At 58.7% G+C, this 16,100-nt stretch carries 9 protein-coding genes; 5 read left to right on the forward strand and 4 right to left on the reverse strand.

Features of this window, described 5'->3' with window-relative positions; all coding sequences use genetic code 11:
* Window positions 1–109: 109 nt before the first annotated feature.
* Together C1J03_RS01540 and pbpC are read left to right on the forward strand one after the other, a co-directional pair.
* Window positions 110–5,536 carry an MG2 domain-containing protein gene (locus C1J03_RS01540; RefSeq protein WP_114883039.1) on the forward strand — a complete coding sequence of 1,809 codons (5,427 nt, stop codon included), beginning with the start codon at window positions 110–112 and terminating at the stop codon, window positions 5,534–5,536.
* Window positions 5,533–7,560, forward strand: a complete 2,028-nt coding sequence (pbpC, locus tag C1J03_RS01545; protein ID WP_114883040.1) for a penicillin-binding protein 1C — start codon at window positions 5,533–5,535, stop codon at window positions 7,558–7,560. Before C1J03_RS01540 ends, pbpC begins: the two co-directional genes overlap by 4 nt.
* Here pbpC and C1J03_RS01550 read toward each other — a convergent pair.
* Genes C1J03_RS01550 through C1J03_RS01565 form a run of 4 tightly spaced genes read right to left on the reverse strand, consistent with a single transcriptional unit; the run spans window position 7,557 to window position 14,252 of the window.
* Entirely contained in the window at window positions 7,557–9,602 is a 2,046-nt protein-coding gene (locus tag C1J03_RS01550) for a glutamine amidotransferase (protein ID WP_114883041.1), read from the reverse strand. The two genes, pbpC and C1J03_RS01550, sit on opposite strands and share 4 nt — an antisense overlap.
* Window positions 9,599–12,367 (reverse strand): DUF4159 domain-containing protein, encoded by a 2,769-nt coding sequence (locus tag C1J03_RS01555; RefSeq protein ID WP_114883042.1) that lies wholly within the window; start codon window positions 12,365–12,367, stop codon window positions 9,599–9,601. The genes C1J03_RS01550 and C1J03_RS01555 overlap by 4 nt, the downstream gene beginning before the upstream one ends.
* Window positions 12,364–13,248 (reverse strand): DUF58 domain-containing protein, encoded by an 885-nt coding sequence (locus C1J03_RS01560; RefSeq protein ID WP_114883043.1) that lies wholly within the window; start codon window positions 13,246–13,248, stop codon window positions 12,364–12,366. Before C1J03_RS01560 ends, C1J03_RS01555 begins: the two co-directional genes overlap by 4 nt.
* Complete coding sequence (locus C1J03_RS01565; protein WP_114883044.1) at window positions 13,245–14,252, reverse strand: AAA family ATPase; 1,008 nt, start codon at window positions 14,250–14,252, stop codon at window positions 13,245–13,247. The genes C1J03_RS01560 and C1J03_RS01565 overlap by 4 nt, the downstream gene beginning before the upstream one ends.
* Window positions 14,253–14,322: 70 nt before the next feature.
* Between C1J03_RS01565 and C1J03_RS01570 the strand changes: the two genes are divergently transcribed.
* From C1J03_RS01570 to C1J03_RS01580, 3 genes are all read left to right on the forward strand, one after another.
* Window positions 14,323–14,907 carry a DUF1285 domain-containing protein gene (locus C1J03_RS01570; protein ID WP_114883045.1) on the forward strand — a complete coding sequence of 195 codons (585 nt, stop codon included), beginning with the start codon at window positions 14,323–14,325 and terminating at the stop codon, window positions 14,905–14,907.
* A gap of 213 nt (window positions 14,908–15,120) precedes the next feature.
* Window positions 15,121–15,876: a hydroxypyruvate isomerase family protein gene (locus C1J03_RS01575; protein WP_114888792.1), complete on the forward strand. Its 756-nt coding sequence runs from the start codon at window positions 15,121–15,123 to the stop codon at window positions 15,874–15,876.
* Window positions 15,873–16,100 carry a DUF2798 domain-containing protein gene (locus tag C1J03_RS01580; protein WP_114883046.1) on the forward strand — a complete coding sequence of 76 codons (228 nt, stop codon included), beginning with the start codon at window positions 15,873–15,875 and terminating at the stop codon, window positions 16,098–16,100. Before C1J03_RS01575 ends, C1J03_RS01580 begins: the two co-directional genes overlap by 4 nt.

A 16,100-nucleotide genomic window follows, 5' to 3' on the forward strand; every position in this document is an offset into this window, starting at 1 on the left:
GTTGTGCTAATCCTTGGGCCATTGAGGTGAATATCCCCTTAAAGCGCGGGCTTGCCTGAATGGTCCGGGCCATGCCACGGTAAGATTGCCCCAAAAAGGAATCCTCATCATGCCCTACGTTCGTCTGGTTTCTACCTTGTTGGTCTTTCTGGGGATCCTTCCGGGGCTTGTCACAGCTCAGCCGTCGATGCCCGAGAGCCGATTTGTCTATGCGCGGGACGTCGATTTCTACGGATCTGATCTGGGCAACCTTTTTGACACAACCCGAGAGGCCTGCGCGCGCGCTTGCGCGGCGCAAGAGGCCTGTGTTGGATTTACCTTCAACTCCCTCAAGAACGCCTGTTTTCCAAAAAGCGCAGTGAGTCAAAAAGAGCCGTATGTTGGGGCCCTGTCTGCCACCAAAATCTTGACTGCCCCCAGCGCAATAACTCTTGCCGCTACCCGCCAAGCTGAACTGGCGTTCTTGAGCGAGGACGACATTCAAAACGCGCGCCTTTTTGTGCAAACCAATGCGGACCGCTTCCCCGCGAGTGACATTGATTTTTCCAACTTTCTGGATGCGCTTGCGATTGCCGAGGCGCGCAATGCCATTTCTGATGCGGCGCGGGCGGCGGGTTCTGCGATTGCGTTGTCGGACCGAGGTGATCTGTGGGCGCGCTTGGCCGAGGTTTCGCTTAGGTCGGATGACAACTCCCGTTTCATACGTCAGCTGCGCCGCGAGGCCGTGCCAGCGGCGATCAACGCCTACTTGCGAGCACCAGATGGCCCCCAACAGGTTGTCGCGCTGGATATGCTTGCCCGCGCTCTGGAGGAAAATGGCAGAGGCCGTGACATGGTACCGGCGCTACGTCTTGCAACGAACCTGTCCCCGCGCCCCGATTTGGTGAAGGCATTGGACGAGGCGGTCGCGAAACATGGGTTCCGCATCACGGAACACCGTATCGATAATAACAGCAGCAACCCACGCATCTGCGCCGAATTTTCCGAGAACCTAGTGCAGGTCGGGTTGGATTATGCGCCATTTGTGCAATTGCCTGACGCGGGTTTGGTTGTGCAAGCCGAGGGCCGGCAAATCTGCATTGATGGTGTGGATCATGGCACTCGTTATAACGTGACCTTCCGCAAGGGTCTGCCCGCTTCCAGTGGTGAGGCATTGCACAAGGACATCGCGCTGAAACTCTATGTTCAGGATCGCACGCCCTCTGTCCGGTTTTCAGGGCGTGCTTTTGTTTTACCGCGCAGCGCAACAGCAGGTTTGCCGGTCGAGACGGTAAATGCGGATACTGTGGAACTTAAGCTGCGTCGGGTGAGTGACCGAAATCTGGTCCGTACCATCAAAGATAGCTATTTCGGCAAGCCGCTTAACACCTACGAAGACGAGTATTTTGCCGAAAGCCTCGCCGAGGAGATTTGGACCGGTACCGGTACTGTGCAAAATACGCTGAATGCTGACATGACGACACGCTTGCCTCTGGGCGATGCGCTGGCAGACCAGCCGCCGGGAATCTATGCTCTAAGCGCCGCAATTCCCGGTCAAGACCGCTATGAATACCCCGCGGCGACGCAGTGGTTTGTATTGACGGATTTAGGGCTGAGCACATGGTCTGGCGTGGATGGATTGCACGTCGCCGTGCGTTCGCTCAGCGATGCGCAAGCCCGCAGCGACGTGAAACTGGCGCTGATCTCGCGCGCCAATGCGGTGCTCGGGGAGGTGACAACGGACGCGGAAGGTTTCGCTAGTTTTGCCGCAGGACTTAGCCGTGGCACGGGTGCCTCTGCAACGGCTCTCGTGGTGGCCGAGTGGGGCGACGAGGACATCGCGTTTATCCCCCTGACGGACCCGGCGTTCGACCTGTCGGATCGCGGCGTCGAAGGGCATCCGCCCAGCCCACCGATTGATACCTTTCTGACCACCGACCGGGGAGCTTACCGCGCGGGTGATACGATCTTTGCCACGGCACTAACGCGGGATGACAAGGGTCAAGCGTTGAACGGCTTGCCGCTTGTTGCTGTACTAAAGCGCCCGGATGGCGTGGAATACAGCCGCAGCCTCAGCCAGAATAGCAAAGCAGGCGGCCATGTATTTGCGCTGCCCGTCGCAGCTTCGGCCCCGCGTGGCGCATGGCGCGTCGATGTTATTGCAGACCCCTCGCAAGGCCCGCTTGCCAGCCAAACCGTCTTGGTTGAGGATTTTCTGCCGGAACGTATCGACTTTGACCTTAGCTTGCCGAATGCGCCGCTTCGTTTGGGCGAAACGCCACCGCTAAGCGTTTCTGCACGCTATCTTTTTGGCGCACCCGGTGCGGATTTGGCAATCGAAGGCGAAGTACGTTTGCGCGCCAGCCGCGAGCTTGATGGTTGGCAGGGGTACCGTTTTGGTGCCTACGATCAACGGTTCGACACGCGCACAAGCTATCTTGATCCCGCGCTAACGGACGCTGGCGGCAACGCCACCCTCGCGCTCAAATTGCCAGCGCTGGATGAAACCCCCGCTACGCCACTTGAGGCCGAAGTGATCCTACGTGTTGCCGAAGGGTCGGGCCGCCCTGTCGAACGGCGCATGACTAAGCGCCTTACCTCAGAAGGGCCAATGATTGGCATCAAACCGGGTTTTGCAGATACGTTGGCCGAAGGGGTAGAGGCCGCATTTGATGTCATTGCTGTGACAGATGGCGCTACGACTGAGATGCCCGTGCGCTGGACGCTCAATCGGGTGAACCAGCGCTATCAATGGTATCAGCTCTACGGCAATTGGGAGTGGGAGCCCGTGATCCGTCGCACGCGCATCGCGACCGGTGATGCAACTTTGGGGGCCACACCATTGCCGCTGTCGTTGCCGGTGGATTGGGGCCAGTACGAGCTGATCGTCGAGACGGTTGGCGCGGTTTATGCCCAGTCCTCGGTGCAATTCTCGTCTGGTTGGTACGGCGGTGGAGACAGCTCGGCTACGCCTGATTTGGCTGAAGTCTCATTAGACCAAGCCGCATATGATAAAGGCGATATGGCCGAGCTTCGGATCATGGCAAAGGATGCTGGCGTGGCGCTGGTATCGGTCCTGTCCAACCGCGTGATCTCGCGCAAGACAGTTGCTGTCGCTAAAGGCGAAAATCTGATCCCGCTTGAGGTCACGTCTGACTGGGGCAGCAGCGCCTATGTCAGTGCCTCTGTGATCCGCCCAATGAATGCGGCAGAAGGATTAAACCCCGCGCGATCTCTTGGGCTTGCCCATGCCACGGTACGACCCGGTGCCAAACAACTCGCTGTCCGGATCGACACGCCAGCAGAAGTTGACGGTCAGCTCGGCAGCTTTATCGCCAGCGTGCAAGTTGACGGCGTAACGCCAGGGCAAACTGCCTATGTCACACTTGCGGCAGTTGATGTTGGCATCTTGAACCTCACGGCCTTTGATGCACCTGATCCGTCGGACCACTACTTTGGCCAACGCCGTTTAGGCGTCGAATTGCGTGACCTTTATGGGCGGCTGATCGATGGGCTGAACGGTGCGATGGGCAGTGTCCGATCCGGTGGTGACGCGGCATCCGCGGCACAGCTTCAATCGCCGCCGCCTACTGAAAAATTGATGGCATTCTTTGCGGGGCCCATGGTTGTGGGCGCAGATGGTCGTGTTGAGATTGTGATCGAAAAGCCAGGCTTCAACGGCACCATCCGCCTCATGGCTATCGCGTGGAGTGAGGGGAGCGTTGGGAACGCCAGCGCAGACCTCTTGGCGCGCGATCCGGTGGTTGTGACAGCGTCCTTGCCCCGGCATCTGGCCCCCGGTGACACAAGTCGCCTTCTGCTCGAACTGGTCCATGCTACCGGCAGTCCTGGTGATATGCAGCTTGAGGTAACCGCCGGGCGAGGGATTGTGCTTGGCGATGTGCCCATTGCGGTCACTTTGACGGACCAAGGCTCGGCGCGTCTGCCAATTTCCCTGAGAGCGCGTGAAGTTGGCGATCAAGAAATTACGGTTGAGTTGACGACGCCCGACGGCAAAATTTTGCTCAAGACACTGCAAATGCCGGTGCGCGACAATGATCCTGAAACCGCAATCACACGGCAGTTTGCCCTAGGAGCTGGTGACAGCTTTACCTTCGACACCGAAGTGTTCGCGGGTCTGCGTAAAGGCACTGCATCTGCTACTCTCAGCGCCGGACCGCTCGCACGGTATGATGTGCCAGGGCTGCTACGTCAGTTGGACCGCTATCCATATGGCTGTACCGAACAAGTGACCTCCGCGGCGTTGCCGCTGCTATACCTCAGCTCGCTTGCTGAAGAATCGGGGCTTGGGGCACCTGCTGAGTTAGATCGCAAAATTGCAACGGGCATTGACCGGGTGCTGGCGCGACAATCGTCCAACGGCGCTTTTGGGTTGTGGAGCGTGGGCTCTGGTGAGTTTTGGCTGGATGCTTACGTGACCGACTTCCTGTTTCGCGCCGACGCTGAGGGGCACAAGGTGCCACCTCGCGCCCTGTCACAGGCGATGGACAACCTGCGCAATCGGATCAGTTATGCACCTGATTTCGATGATGGTGGTGAAGACATTGCCTACGCGCTGTTGGTTCTTGCCCGCGCAGGTGCGGCGAGCATGAGCGATTTGCGCTATTATGCCGACACGAAGGGCAATGATTTTAGAACGCCGATGGCAGCAGCCCAATTGGGCAGTGCGCTTGCGGCCTATGGCGACCCTTCGCGCGCTGATAGGATGTTTGTGCGTGCAAGTGAGTTGTTGGAACGCACCGCTAAGACCACGGGCTGGCGGAGTGATTTTGGGAGTGAGTTGCGCGATTCTGCGGCGCTCCTAACGCTAGCCTCCGAGGTAGGCAGCACAGCCATCAACACCGCCCAGATTGCCAAGCAGATCAGCACGTCCAGGCGGCGCCTGTCTACGCAAGAAGCGGCGCAAGTCACGATGGCCGCGCATGCGCTGAATGACGGCTCAGTAAGCAGCGGACTGTTGGTGGATGGTGAAATTCCTGATGGCCCTTTTGTAACTCAGATCGATGATGGTGCGACAAAAGATGTGCGTATCCAAAACAACTCAACCGCCGCGATGGACGTCACGATGACCACCTTTGGCGTGCTGGAAATTCCGCCTGAGAAAGGCGGTTATGGCTATAGCATCGACCGACGGTATTACACCTTGGACGGTGCTGAGATAACTGGGCCAGTTGCTTCCGGCACACGGCTGGTGACTGTGCTTAAGGTCACCCCATTTGAGGATCTTGGCGCGCGGCTTATTATCGATGACCCGCTGCCCGGTGGGTTTGAGATCGACAACCCCAACCTGATCCGTGGCGGTGATGTCAAAGCGCTCGACTGGCTTGAACCCAAAAGCGCAGAGAACGCTGAGTTCCGTGCGGACCGGTTTGTGGCGGCGGTGAACCATTCAGGCACAGAGCCTTTTGTGGTGTCGTATGTTGTGCGCGCTGTGACGCCGGGTTCTTACCATCATCCTGCGGCGACGGTGGGTGATATGTACCGCCCAGAGTATCGGGCGAATACCCAGACGGGCGCAGTGACGGTTACGCCGTGATCAGGCGGTATGGCCTCTTTGCTTTAGTGCTGATTTTGGGCGTGGGTGCTGGTCTGCGGGATCAGTTTGACACTTGGGTTGATGCGACCAAGTTGCCATCTGTGTTGATCGAGACATCGGTGGAAGTGCGAGACCGCAATGGATCGTTGCTGCGGAGCTTTACTGTTGAGGATGGGCGCACGCGTTTGGCCCTTAGCCTCGCGCAAACCGATCCCGACTTTATTGCGATGTTGATCGCGTATGAGGACAAGCGGTTTTATTCCCATGCAGGTGTTGATCCAATCGCCCTATTGCGGGCCACGAGGCAGGCACTTTGGCAAGGTCAGGTCCGGTCTGGCGGTTCGACATTGACCATGCAGGCCGCCCGACTTTTGGAAAATTCAGGAACCGGGCACTGGCAAGGAAAGCTGCGCCAGATGCGGCTGGCACTCGCGATGGAACGGCGGCTGACCAAAACGCAAATCCTAGAGGTCTACCTCGCCCATGCGCCCTATGGCGGTCCCGTCGAAGGGTTACGTGCCGCGTCCTTCGCGTGGTTTGGTAAAGAACCCCTGCGGTTATCCCAAGCCGAAGCGGCGCTGTTGGTCGCCTTGCCCCAAGCCCCGGAAGCGCGGCGGCCTGATCGGCATCCACTGGCGGCGCGTGACGCGCGCGCACGCGTGCTCGCCCGGGTTGGTGCCATGGCACACATGTACCAAGCGGATGTGCCACGCATGATGCGCCCGTATCCGCGCCTTGCCCCTCATTTGGCAGATCATCTGCGCGCTGTTGATCCCAGTGCGCTGCGCCATGACGTGACCATTGACGCCCGCTTGCAGGCCCAAATCAGTGCGCTGGCCAAACGGGCAGTTAATGGCCAACCGCGGGGTGTTTCTGCGGCGATTTTGGTGGCCGATCATCGAACAGGTGAAGTGTTGGCGCGCGCCGGGTCGCCAAACTACAGCGCGCAGGGCGGTGCGTTGGGATTTGTGGATATGACGCGGGCGACGCGGTCCCCCGGCTCCACGCTAAAGCCGCTCATCTACGCGTTGGCCTTCGACCAAGGTTTGGTGCATCCCGACACGCTTATCAACGATGCTCCGGTCAGTTTTGGCCGATACGCTCCGCAGAATTTTGATGGCCAATTTCGTGGCGAGTTGACTGTCCGAGAGGCGTTGAAGTTCTCGCTGAACATCCCACCGGTTTTGCTGACCCAAGAGCTTGGTCCCGCGCGACTTATGGCCGGATTGCGGGCTGCGGGCACAGCGCCAAAATTACCGGGAGGCAAACCCGGCCTTGCGATCGCTTTGGGCGGCGTTGGTATGACCCTCGAAGAGCTGGTGCAACTTTACGCAGGTCTTGCGCAAGGTGGCGAAGCCCCTCTGTTGTCAACTGCTTTAGGACGCGAAGGTTTGTCGACTCGTCGCTTTGTCAGCGACGTTGCTGCTTGGCAGGTTGGTCATATCTTGTCAGGGATCACGCCGCCGGCCGGCACTGCGGCCCGAGATGGCGAGGTGGCTTACAAAACCGGTACGTCTTACGGGCACCGGGATGCTTGGGCGATTGGTTATGACGGTGCGCATGTGATCGGTGTTTGGTTGGGGCGGCCCGATGGCACTCCCGTGCCGGGTGCTTTTGGTGGCGAACTGGCTGCGCCAATTCTGTTTGAGGCGTTTGGCCGTGTTGCTTCAAAACGGACGCCATTGCCGAACCCACCGTCTGACGCGCTTATTGTAACAACCGCTGCCTTGCCGCCACCGCTTCAGCGGTTTCGCAGCCGGACAGCTGCATTCACACCTGCACCCGACGCGCCGATTGTGGATTTTCCACCAGAAGGCGCGATTCTGCGTAGCACTGGCGACGGTATTCCTCTGCGCTTAAGGGCAGGCGTGATGCCGATGACCGTGCTGGTAAACGGCGTGCCAGTTCTGACGCAGTTGCGCCAGCGCAACGCAATGTTGGATATCTCCGGACTGGGGTTTAGTCGTATTTCCGTGGTGGACGCGAAAGGCCGCGCTGCGCAGGTTGAGATACGTCTCGATTAACGACGGCGACCCTCAACGAGCCAAGCCGCGGTAATGAGCGCGGCACTAAGCAGCAGCACAAGCCAGCTGGGCAAGATTGGCGTTTGGCGTATATCGCGGGTTTCATATGCTGCGCGCGGTGTCAGACCGATCCAACCGCGCCCGGCAGCGGGCCGTCCTGCGCGGACATTACGCAAGCGCGGCAGGCCTTCCTCAAGCCGCAAAATACCACCGCGTCCCGCTGCCAAAACCGGCTCCATCGCCGTGCCATCAGCAATCGTTTCAACAAATTCGCGCGGTGCCGCAGGGCCAAGACCGATGACACTTAGCTGATCGCCATTCTCCAACCGGTAAAGGCCGATTTCGGGGCCCGTAAACACGGCCTCAAACCGACCCGGGCCGGCGGGTTCAAGTGTGAGGTTCATGACGGTGCCATCTGGTCCAGTGACGCTCAGCGGAGGAACGTTGTCGCCCAGTGTGCGGCGCTGGATGCGCATGGTTTGGCCTTCGGCAGTGGCGGTGAGCGCTTCTTCTTCCAGCTCAGGTTCGCCCATCATCCAATGGGCCAATCGGCGCAGCAATTCCAATTGTGGGCCGCCGCCCTCATAGCCGCGATTCCATAACCACGCATGATCAGACCCAAGCAGAGCAACACGCCCTTCGCCAACGCGGTCCAGCACCAGCAATGGACGGTCATCAATCCCAGACATGACAACGCTGCCTTTCGCATCACTCAGGTCAATCTGGCGCAACCACCGGCCCCAATCCCCGCCGGTGGGCAAGCCTGTTGTCACGGGGTGACGGTCACCTAAATCTGTCACAACGGGCAAGTAAGGCTCTTCGAGGACACGTGCAGTTGGTGTGGCGGGAAGCACTGCACCCAGAGGGGTTCGGTACAGGCTGTCCGCACTTGCGAAATCTGGTCCCGCAGCAACCAGCACCGCTCCGCCGTTGCGCACATAATTGGCAACGTTTTCAAGATAGAGCGATGGCAGGATGCCGCGCCTTTTGTACCGGTCAAAGATGATCAGATCAAAATCGTCAATCTTGTCCATGAAAAGTTCCCGGGTCGGGAAAGCGATCAATGAAAGTTCGGAAACTGGCACGCCGTCCTGTTTTTCCGGAGGCCGCAGAATGGTGAAATGGACAAGATCAACGGAGCTGTCGGATTTCAAAAGGTTGCGCCAAGTCCGCCCACCAGGGTGCGGCTCTCCACTCACAAGAAGCACGCGCAAACGGTCACGCACGCCATTGATTTGGATCACGGCAGCGTTGTTTCGATCCGTCAGTTCCCCTTCGGCTTGAGGGAGTGCAAAACGGATAACGTTGCGACCGCCATGAGGCAGAGTTACCGGGATTTCCATGTCCTCACCAATGGGCACGCGGAACCGCTGCGGATCGTCGCCATCAACAGAGATATCGAGCTCGGCCAATTTGTCGTCGTTTGGGGTCGCGCCGAGGTCATCAACGCGCAAGGTCAGCGTGACCGGTTCCCCGATGATGGCGAAGGCAGGCGCGTTGCTGATCGACAGCCGGCGGTCCCAATCGGTTTGCTCGCCGGTGAGCAGCAGATGCATGGGTGCGGGCAGGTCAACTGGTCGATTGGCGTCATGCACGCGGCCGTCGCTCAGTGCGATAATACCTGCGATCCGGGCGCGGGGTTCTTCGGCAAGGGCATCGCTGAGCGTGGTCATGAGTTCTGTGCCCGCGTCACTCAGCCCGTCAGGGACAGAAACGCGGCGCAGTTCGGTGTTGGCACGGGCGTCAATCTGCGCGCTCAGCGCGTCAATGGCGCGGCTCATCTGTGCGGGGCGTGTGCCTAGATTTTGGCTGGCGCTGTTGTCTTCGATCAACATCACGATGTCAGTTAGCGGTGCGCGCTCTTCTTGCTGAAACGACGGCCCCGCGAGCGCGCCCAGAATCACAAGTGTGGCCAGCCCACGCAATGCCCAACCCTGCAATCCGCGCAAAACAGCCAACAGCACACCAAGAAAAGCGATCACGGCCACCATGACCAGAAGAGCCCACGGGATCAGGGGATCAAAGACGATTGTTGAGGTCATTGGCCCAACCTGTCCAGCAGTGCAGGCACGTGGACCTGATCAGATTTATAGTTGCCGGTCAGCACGTGCATGACCAGATTAACGCCAAACCGAAAGGCAATTTCGCGCTGGCGCTCGCCCGTATACCCACGCCCAACGGGCAACATCGGCCCGCCGTCTCGGTTCACGGCCCATGCGGATGCCCAATCATTGCCCCCAATCACAACCGGCGTCACACCATCATTTAGATTGCGAAAGGGCATCCCCTCGATTTGTTGTGCATTTGGAGGTGCCGCCTCTACCCAAACATCGCGACTGTTGTGGCGGCCGGGGAAGTCTTGCAGCAGATAGAAGGTTCGGGTCAGGACATGATCAGATGGCAGCGGCTCTAGCGCGGGAATGTCCAGCGGAGCAGCAAGATCGCGCAGCTTGCGGCCATTCGGGCTGGATGCGCCAAATTTCGCGATATCCGCATCGCGCGTATCAAACAAGATTAACCCACCGGAGCGTAAATAGTCGTTCAGCTTTGCGTATGCTTCATCTGACGGGCGCGGTTGGCTGGGTGTGACCGGCCAATAAAGGATTGGGAAAAACGCCAACTCATCCGTCTCCAAATTGACGGCAAGTGGTGTTGCGGGCTCAATAGAGGTGCGGAAAAACAGCGTATCGCTGAGGCCCGTTAACCCAGCCTGAGCGATGCGGTCTAATTCTTCATCCCCGGTCAGAACATGGGCCAGTACCAATTCAGAGGTAGAATTGATGGCGAATTCTTCTTCTTCGGAAACTTGGGCCTCGCCCGTTTGGGGCTGGGTCAGCAGGACAAGGGTGATGGTGGCTACCGCATTGCTGCGTTTCAGGAGGCGACCCGACAAAGATAGTGAGGCCACGACATCTGCCAATAACAACAAGATCGAAAGGCTCAGAAGCCAACCGGCAACGGGTTGTTCTGGTGCGACCGCAAGACCGCGCACGGGGACATCGGATGGCCACCTAACCGGGGCCAGCTGTGTGTCTTCTAATACGACATTGCGTGCCATCCGTCGTTCGCCTGAACTGTAGACGCCGGGCGGGATGGCAGGGCCGGGCGGCGCCGAGAGCAATTCTGCGCCGTCCACGCCCGGCAGCGTCCCCGCGTCAGAAAGAACTCCGTAACCGTCAAGCACCCGCTGGGGCGTCCATGTCGTGCCCTCAAGGCTTTGTGCATCTGCACTTGCCGCGGCTGAAGAAACGGCAAGCCGTTCCATCATTTCAACAAAAAGCCCCGAGAGGGGCAAGGTGGACCATTCCGCCGTGGCGGTAACATGGAAAAGCACGACTTGGCCCTGACCGATGGGTTTGCGGGTAACCAACGGTGTGCCGTCACTGAGTGCCGCAATCACGCGATCGGCCAGCGTTGGGTCCGGTTGGGCAACAACTTGGGCGGTGACCACGACGTCATCGGGGATCGCTAAACCCGAAAAGGGCGAGGCGTTTGAGAAGGGAGCCAGCCCCTTGGGCTCTCCCCAACTCATGGCTCCACCGACGCTCCGGCCTCCGGCGCGCAAACGAACAGGCATCAAGGGGGCCTCATCAATGCGGCTGATGTCACTGGCCGCGACCCTCGGACCCGCGAAACGTATCAACATTCCGCCTTCTTCGATCCACGCGGCAAGTGGTTCTGCTTCGGCGGCTGACAAAGTAGCGACGTCGGCAAGTACGATAACATCTGGATTGGCGGGGAGCACATCACTGAGTGACCCGTCGATCAGGTCGGCCGTAGGTGCAAGAGCCTGCTCAATGTAATGCAGTGGCGACAAAAGTTGCAGCCCTTCGCGGTCCTCGCGCGCGGAAATCAGCGCGACCTCGCGGCGGCGCAGCCCGTCATCGGAAAGAGTTGTGGCCCCGGCAGAGCGTTGTCCGGCAATATCAAACCGGGTGATCCGTGCGCGTAACTCGGAAGGGAGCGCCAGCGCGGTTTCGGCCTCGGTCGCACCTTCGTCAAATGTTGCGGTCGCTGAGGCAAGGATGCGCGCGTTGCCAGCAGGATCGCGGCCTTGCGCCTGAATGACAATCTCTCGAGCTGGGCCTGCTGAAGTGCGTAGTGCGCGCAATTGAACTGCCCCGTCCTCGTAACGTGCAGGCGCAATCGCAAGCACATTGGCCGCCGTCTGGTACGCTTCGACGGATCCGCGGGCTTGAAGGGTTGCGAGCAATTCATCGCGCCCGTCAAAGGCCAGCGTATCACTGAACCAAAGTGTGTCGAAATCGCCACTGTCGGCCAAGGCCTCCTGCGCCCGCTCCAGCATCTTAGGGCGGGGCTGCCACGGTGCGGGTGCAAGACCGGCAAGGCGCGTGCGCCAAACATCTGCAGACTGGAACACTGGTGCCTCAGGCTTGGTCAGCGTCAGGAACCCAACGGTGCGTCCTAGACGGCTGGCGCGGGTGAGTTGGGCATCGATCGTTTCCATCTGTTGGGGCCAACGAGTGGCACCTGCCCATGAACCATCTAAGACAAACAGCAACGGACCAGAGCCATCAGCCTGATCGGCCTCTGGGTTCAGCACCGGGCCCGCAAGCCCCAAAATAATCGCGGCGACTGCCAGCATGCGGAGCAAAAGCAACCACCACGGTGTGCGGTCCGATACGCTTTCGTCGTCCTTGAGACCTAACAGCAACGCCACCCCGGGAAATCGCTGACGGATGGGTGCAGGCGGAACAGCCCGAAGGATCAACCAAAGGATTGGCAGCGCAAACAAGGCGAGTAAAAGCCAGGGTGCGGTAAACCCAATGCCGCCTAGGATCATCATGCTGCCACCCCCGCGCGCGCATCTAGTGCACCATAAAGCCACAACAGACCCGATTGTGCGGAGCTGTCTGTATGATGCAATCCATAGCGCCAACCGGTGAGCGCGCACAGCGCTTGCAATTCTGCCTTGCGCTCAGAAAGGCGTTCCAAATAGCGGTCGCGCAAATCGTTTGCTTTCAGCGTTTCATGGCTGATCGTGCCGCCCACGCTTTCAAAAATTGTGCGGCCCGCGAAGGGAAATGCTTCTTCCGTCGGGTCAAGCACGTGACATAAAATACCACGAACACCGCGGTCTGCGGCCTTGGTCAGCGCCATTTGGACGGCAGAGATATCGCCCATGAAATCTGAGATAAATACTGCGCGGGCATGGGGAATCATCGCGCGGTGTTCCGGCGGGGCATAATCCGTTGGGTCATCGTTGCAAAAAAGATCGGCCAGACGCAGGATCTGCGCGCGACCTGACCGCGGTGGTAAATCGGTGCCAGTCAGCCCAACGCGTTCGCCGCCCTTGTTCAAAAGGATCGCAAGGGCCAAGCCCAAGAGCCGTGCCCGATCTGCTTTTTGTGGCAACGTGGGGTCGGAAGTAAAACGCATGGACGCGCCCTGATCCACCCAAAGCATGACCGATTGCGCGATTTGCCATTCGCGTTCACGTACAAATTCCGTGTCGCCCATGGCAGAGCGACGGTGGTCTATTGACCGGCGGCTGTCGCCTACTTGGGCAGGGCGGTATTGCCAAAAATCGTCGCCCATCCCCGCACGCCGTCTGCCGTGTTCTCCCAAAAGAACGGCACCGGCCAGATGGTCCGCACGTGCCAACAGCGCGGGCAACCGAGCGGCCTGCGCCTCAGAATCAGCGCGAAGGGATTTAGGGTTGATCACGCGGCAGCCTTAGACCCGGACAGATTGGCCGCTGTGCTATCGATCAGGCCTTGCAGGCTGTCGCCCCGTGCACGCGCGGCAAAGTTTAGCGCCATTCGGTGGCTTAGGACTGGCCGCGCCATGTCGATGACATCTTCGGCCGATGGGGCCAAGCGACCATCTAGCAGGGCGCGCGCGCGCACCGCCAGCATCAACGCTTGCGCCGCGCGGGGGCCTGGACCCCAAGCAACTGTCTCGCGGACTTGGGCAGATGCGTCAGGTTCATCGGGGCGGAAGGCGCGCACCAGATCCAGTATCATCTCAACCACGGAATCGCCAACCGGCATACGCCGGAGCAGACGCTGGGCATCCAACAGCTCGCCAGTGGTAAAGACGGCGACAGATTGTGCCTCGGCCTCGCCGGTTGTAGCGATCAAAATGTCACGCTCGGTGTCACGGTCGGGATAGGGCACGTCGATTTGCACCAAGAAGCGGTCCAACTGTGCTTCGGGCAGGGGGTAGGTGCCTTCTTGTTCGATCGGGTTCTGCGTAGCCAATACGTGAAACGGCACACCCAAAGCCCGGTTTTGTCCCGCAACGGTGACGGTCTTTTCCTGCATCGCTTGCAGCAGCGCAGATTGGGTCCGTGGTGAGGCTCGGTTAATCTCATCCGCCATTAACAACTGGCAAAATACCGGCCCTTCGACAAAGCGAAACGCGCGGGTACCATCAGCAGCCGTGTCCAAAACCTCAGAGCCCACAATGTCCGCCGGCATGAGGTCTGGTGTGAATTGAACGCGCTTGCCATCCAGGCCCATGACCGTGCTGAGCGTTTCAACCAGGCGGGTCTTGCCAAGGCCCGGCAAGCCAATGAGCAATCCATGCCCGCCACACAATAGCGCCGTCAAAGTCAGGTCCACGACCCGCTCTTGGCCAATAAAGCGGGCGGTGATCGACTGCTTTGCTTCCGCCAGCTTTTCGCCAAGCGCTTCGATTTGCGCGATCATATCATCGGCTTGGGTCATGGCTTTTATGCTCCTCGGGCTATATTCGTTCAGTGTAAGTGTATCTCGCATCCATGGAATGGCAAAAGCAATGAGCGGACAAAAAACCGTGACACCATCTGCAGCAGGCCTCGCTGAGTCGATAAAAGCGGCAAAGACACGCGGAATGCCGCCGCTGGAGACGTGGAACCCACCGTTTTGCGGTGACATCGACATGCAAATAAAACGTGACGGCACATGGTTCTATGAGGGCACACCGATTGGCAGGCCCGGATTGGTCAAACTTTTTGCATCGATTCTGTGGCGCGAGGGCGACACTTACTTTCTGATTACCCCGGTTGAAAAAGTAGGCATCACGGTTGAGGACGCGCCGTTTGTTGCGGTGGATTTCGACGCAAGCGGGCAGGGGAAGGCGCAAGAGCTGGAGTTTGTGACCAATTTGGAAGATGTGGCTGGGGCCGGGCCCGATCACCCCATTCGTGTGGAGCGTGATCCTAAGACCGGAGAGCCGTCGCCCTATATCCACATCCGGCGCAATCTAGAGGCGCTGATTGATCGCAAGAGCTTTTATCGGTTGGTAGATTTGGGTGTGCATCACGATGGATGGTTTGGTGTTTGGTCAGGTGGAACTTTCTTTGGCATCATCCCTTCAGAGGAATTGCCTCCTGAGAGCTAGAATATCAAAATATGATGAAACAGATTGACCGCGTATTGAGAGCTAGACGGTCGCGCAATCACTTTTGATCCGGCTTTTGTCGCGGTCAGATTTACTACAAGGGCATATTTTGGCTTGATCGTTGCCCGAGATCAAACCGCGCTAGTCGTGGCATCGCAAAGTGGTGATCTTGCTGCACTTCAATACTTAGATAATCTGGAACAACCCTCTGATATGACGCCATCTGCGAACTTGAGCCTGTTGTGGGCAAACCTTCCCTATATCGACCGTTTTGATGCTGCCGCTGCCGCTGGCTTTACCGCGGTTGAAGTGCTGGCCCCTTATTATATGCCCGCAAAAGAGACGCAGAACGCGTTGCGCCGCTGTGGGTTGCGCCTGACGTTGATGAATGCGCCGCCGCCCAGCTATACCGGTGCCCCCGAAGGCTATGCCGCAATCGTAGATGGCAAAGATCGTTTTCAATACGACATGCGCCGATCGTTTCGATACGTCGAGGCGCTGAATGTCTCGTTTCTGCATGTGATGTCTGGAAAGGCCACCGGCGCAAGCGCGCTGGCAGCAATGATCGACAATTTGCGCTGGGCTACAAAAGCTGCGCCAAAGGGCCTGACGCTTACAATTGAACCGCTGTGCACAGAAGCTAAGCCGGGCTATTTCCTCAATGATTACGCACTGGCGGCTGACATCATCGCATCTGTGAATGCGGATAACCTTGGCCTGCAGTTTGACAGCTATCACGCGCAAATGCTGCACGGCGATGCGGTTAAGGTCTTTCAGGATTACGCACCTCTGATCAGGCATATCCAGATTGGCGATACGCCGACACGGAGTGCTCCGGGTACGGGAGATGTGAATTTTTCCGCCCTATTTGAAGAGATACGCGCGAGCGGCTATGACGGGTATATCGCTGGCGAATATCATCCCGGTGGTCCTACTGAAGACACATTGGATTGGATGCAGTTCTCATGATTCCGGCGCGCTATGCCACAGTCCTTTTTGGATTCATCCTGTCAGGGCTAATGTCGCTCATGGTCTCGGGTATTGTCACCTACCGCACGGTTGACACGATGACGGGTTTCGTCGGTCAGTGGCTGGGCGCGTGGTTGCCCAACTGGATGGTCGCCTTCCCTACTGTTCTGATTGTGGCACCACTGGCGCGCAGATTGGTGATGACGCTCGTACGCAAGGAATGA

The sequence above is a fragment of the Sulfitobacter sp. SK012 genome (assembly GCF_003352085.1).
In the GTDB taxonomy this organism is placed as follows: Bacteria; Pseudomonadota; Alphaproteobacteria; order Rhodobacterales; family Rhodobacteraceae; genus Sulfitobacter.

Coding starts and splice junctions, on each gene's coding strand:
- C1J03_RS01580 (WP_114883046.1), top strand. CDS start 15,873: ATGATTCCGGCGCGCTATGCCACAGTCCTTTTTGGATTCATCCTGTCA.
- C1J03_RS01565 (WP_114883044.1), bottom strand. CDS start 14,252: ATGACCCAAGCCGATGATATGATCGCGCAAATCGAAGCGCTTGGCGAA.
- C1J03_RS01575 (WP_114888792.1), top strand. CDS start 15,121: ATGACGCCATCTGCGAACTTGAGCCTGTTGTGGGCAAACCTTCCCTAT.
- C1J03_RS01540 (WP_114883039.1), top strand. CDS start 110: ATGCCCTACGTTCGTCTGGTTTCTACCTTGTTGGTCTTTCTGGGGATC.
- C1J03_RS01570 (WP_114883045.1), top strand. CDS start 14,323: ATGAGCGGACAAAAAACCGTGACACCATCTGCAGCAGGCCTCGCTGAG.
- C1J03_RS01555 (WP_114883042.1), bottom strand. CDS start 12,367: ATGATGATCCTAGGCGGCATTGGGTTTACCGCACCCTGGCTTTTACTC.
- C1J03_RS01550 (WP_114883041.1), bottom strand. CDS start 9,602: ATGACCTCAACAATCGTCTTTGATCCCCTGATCCCGTGGGCTCTTCTG.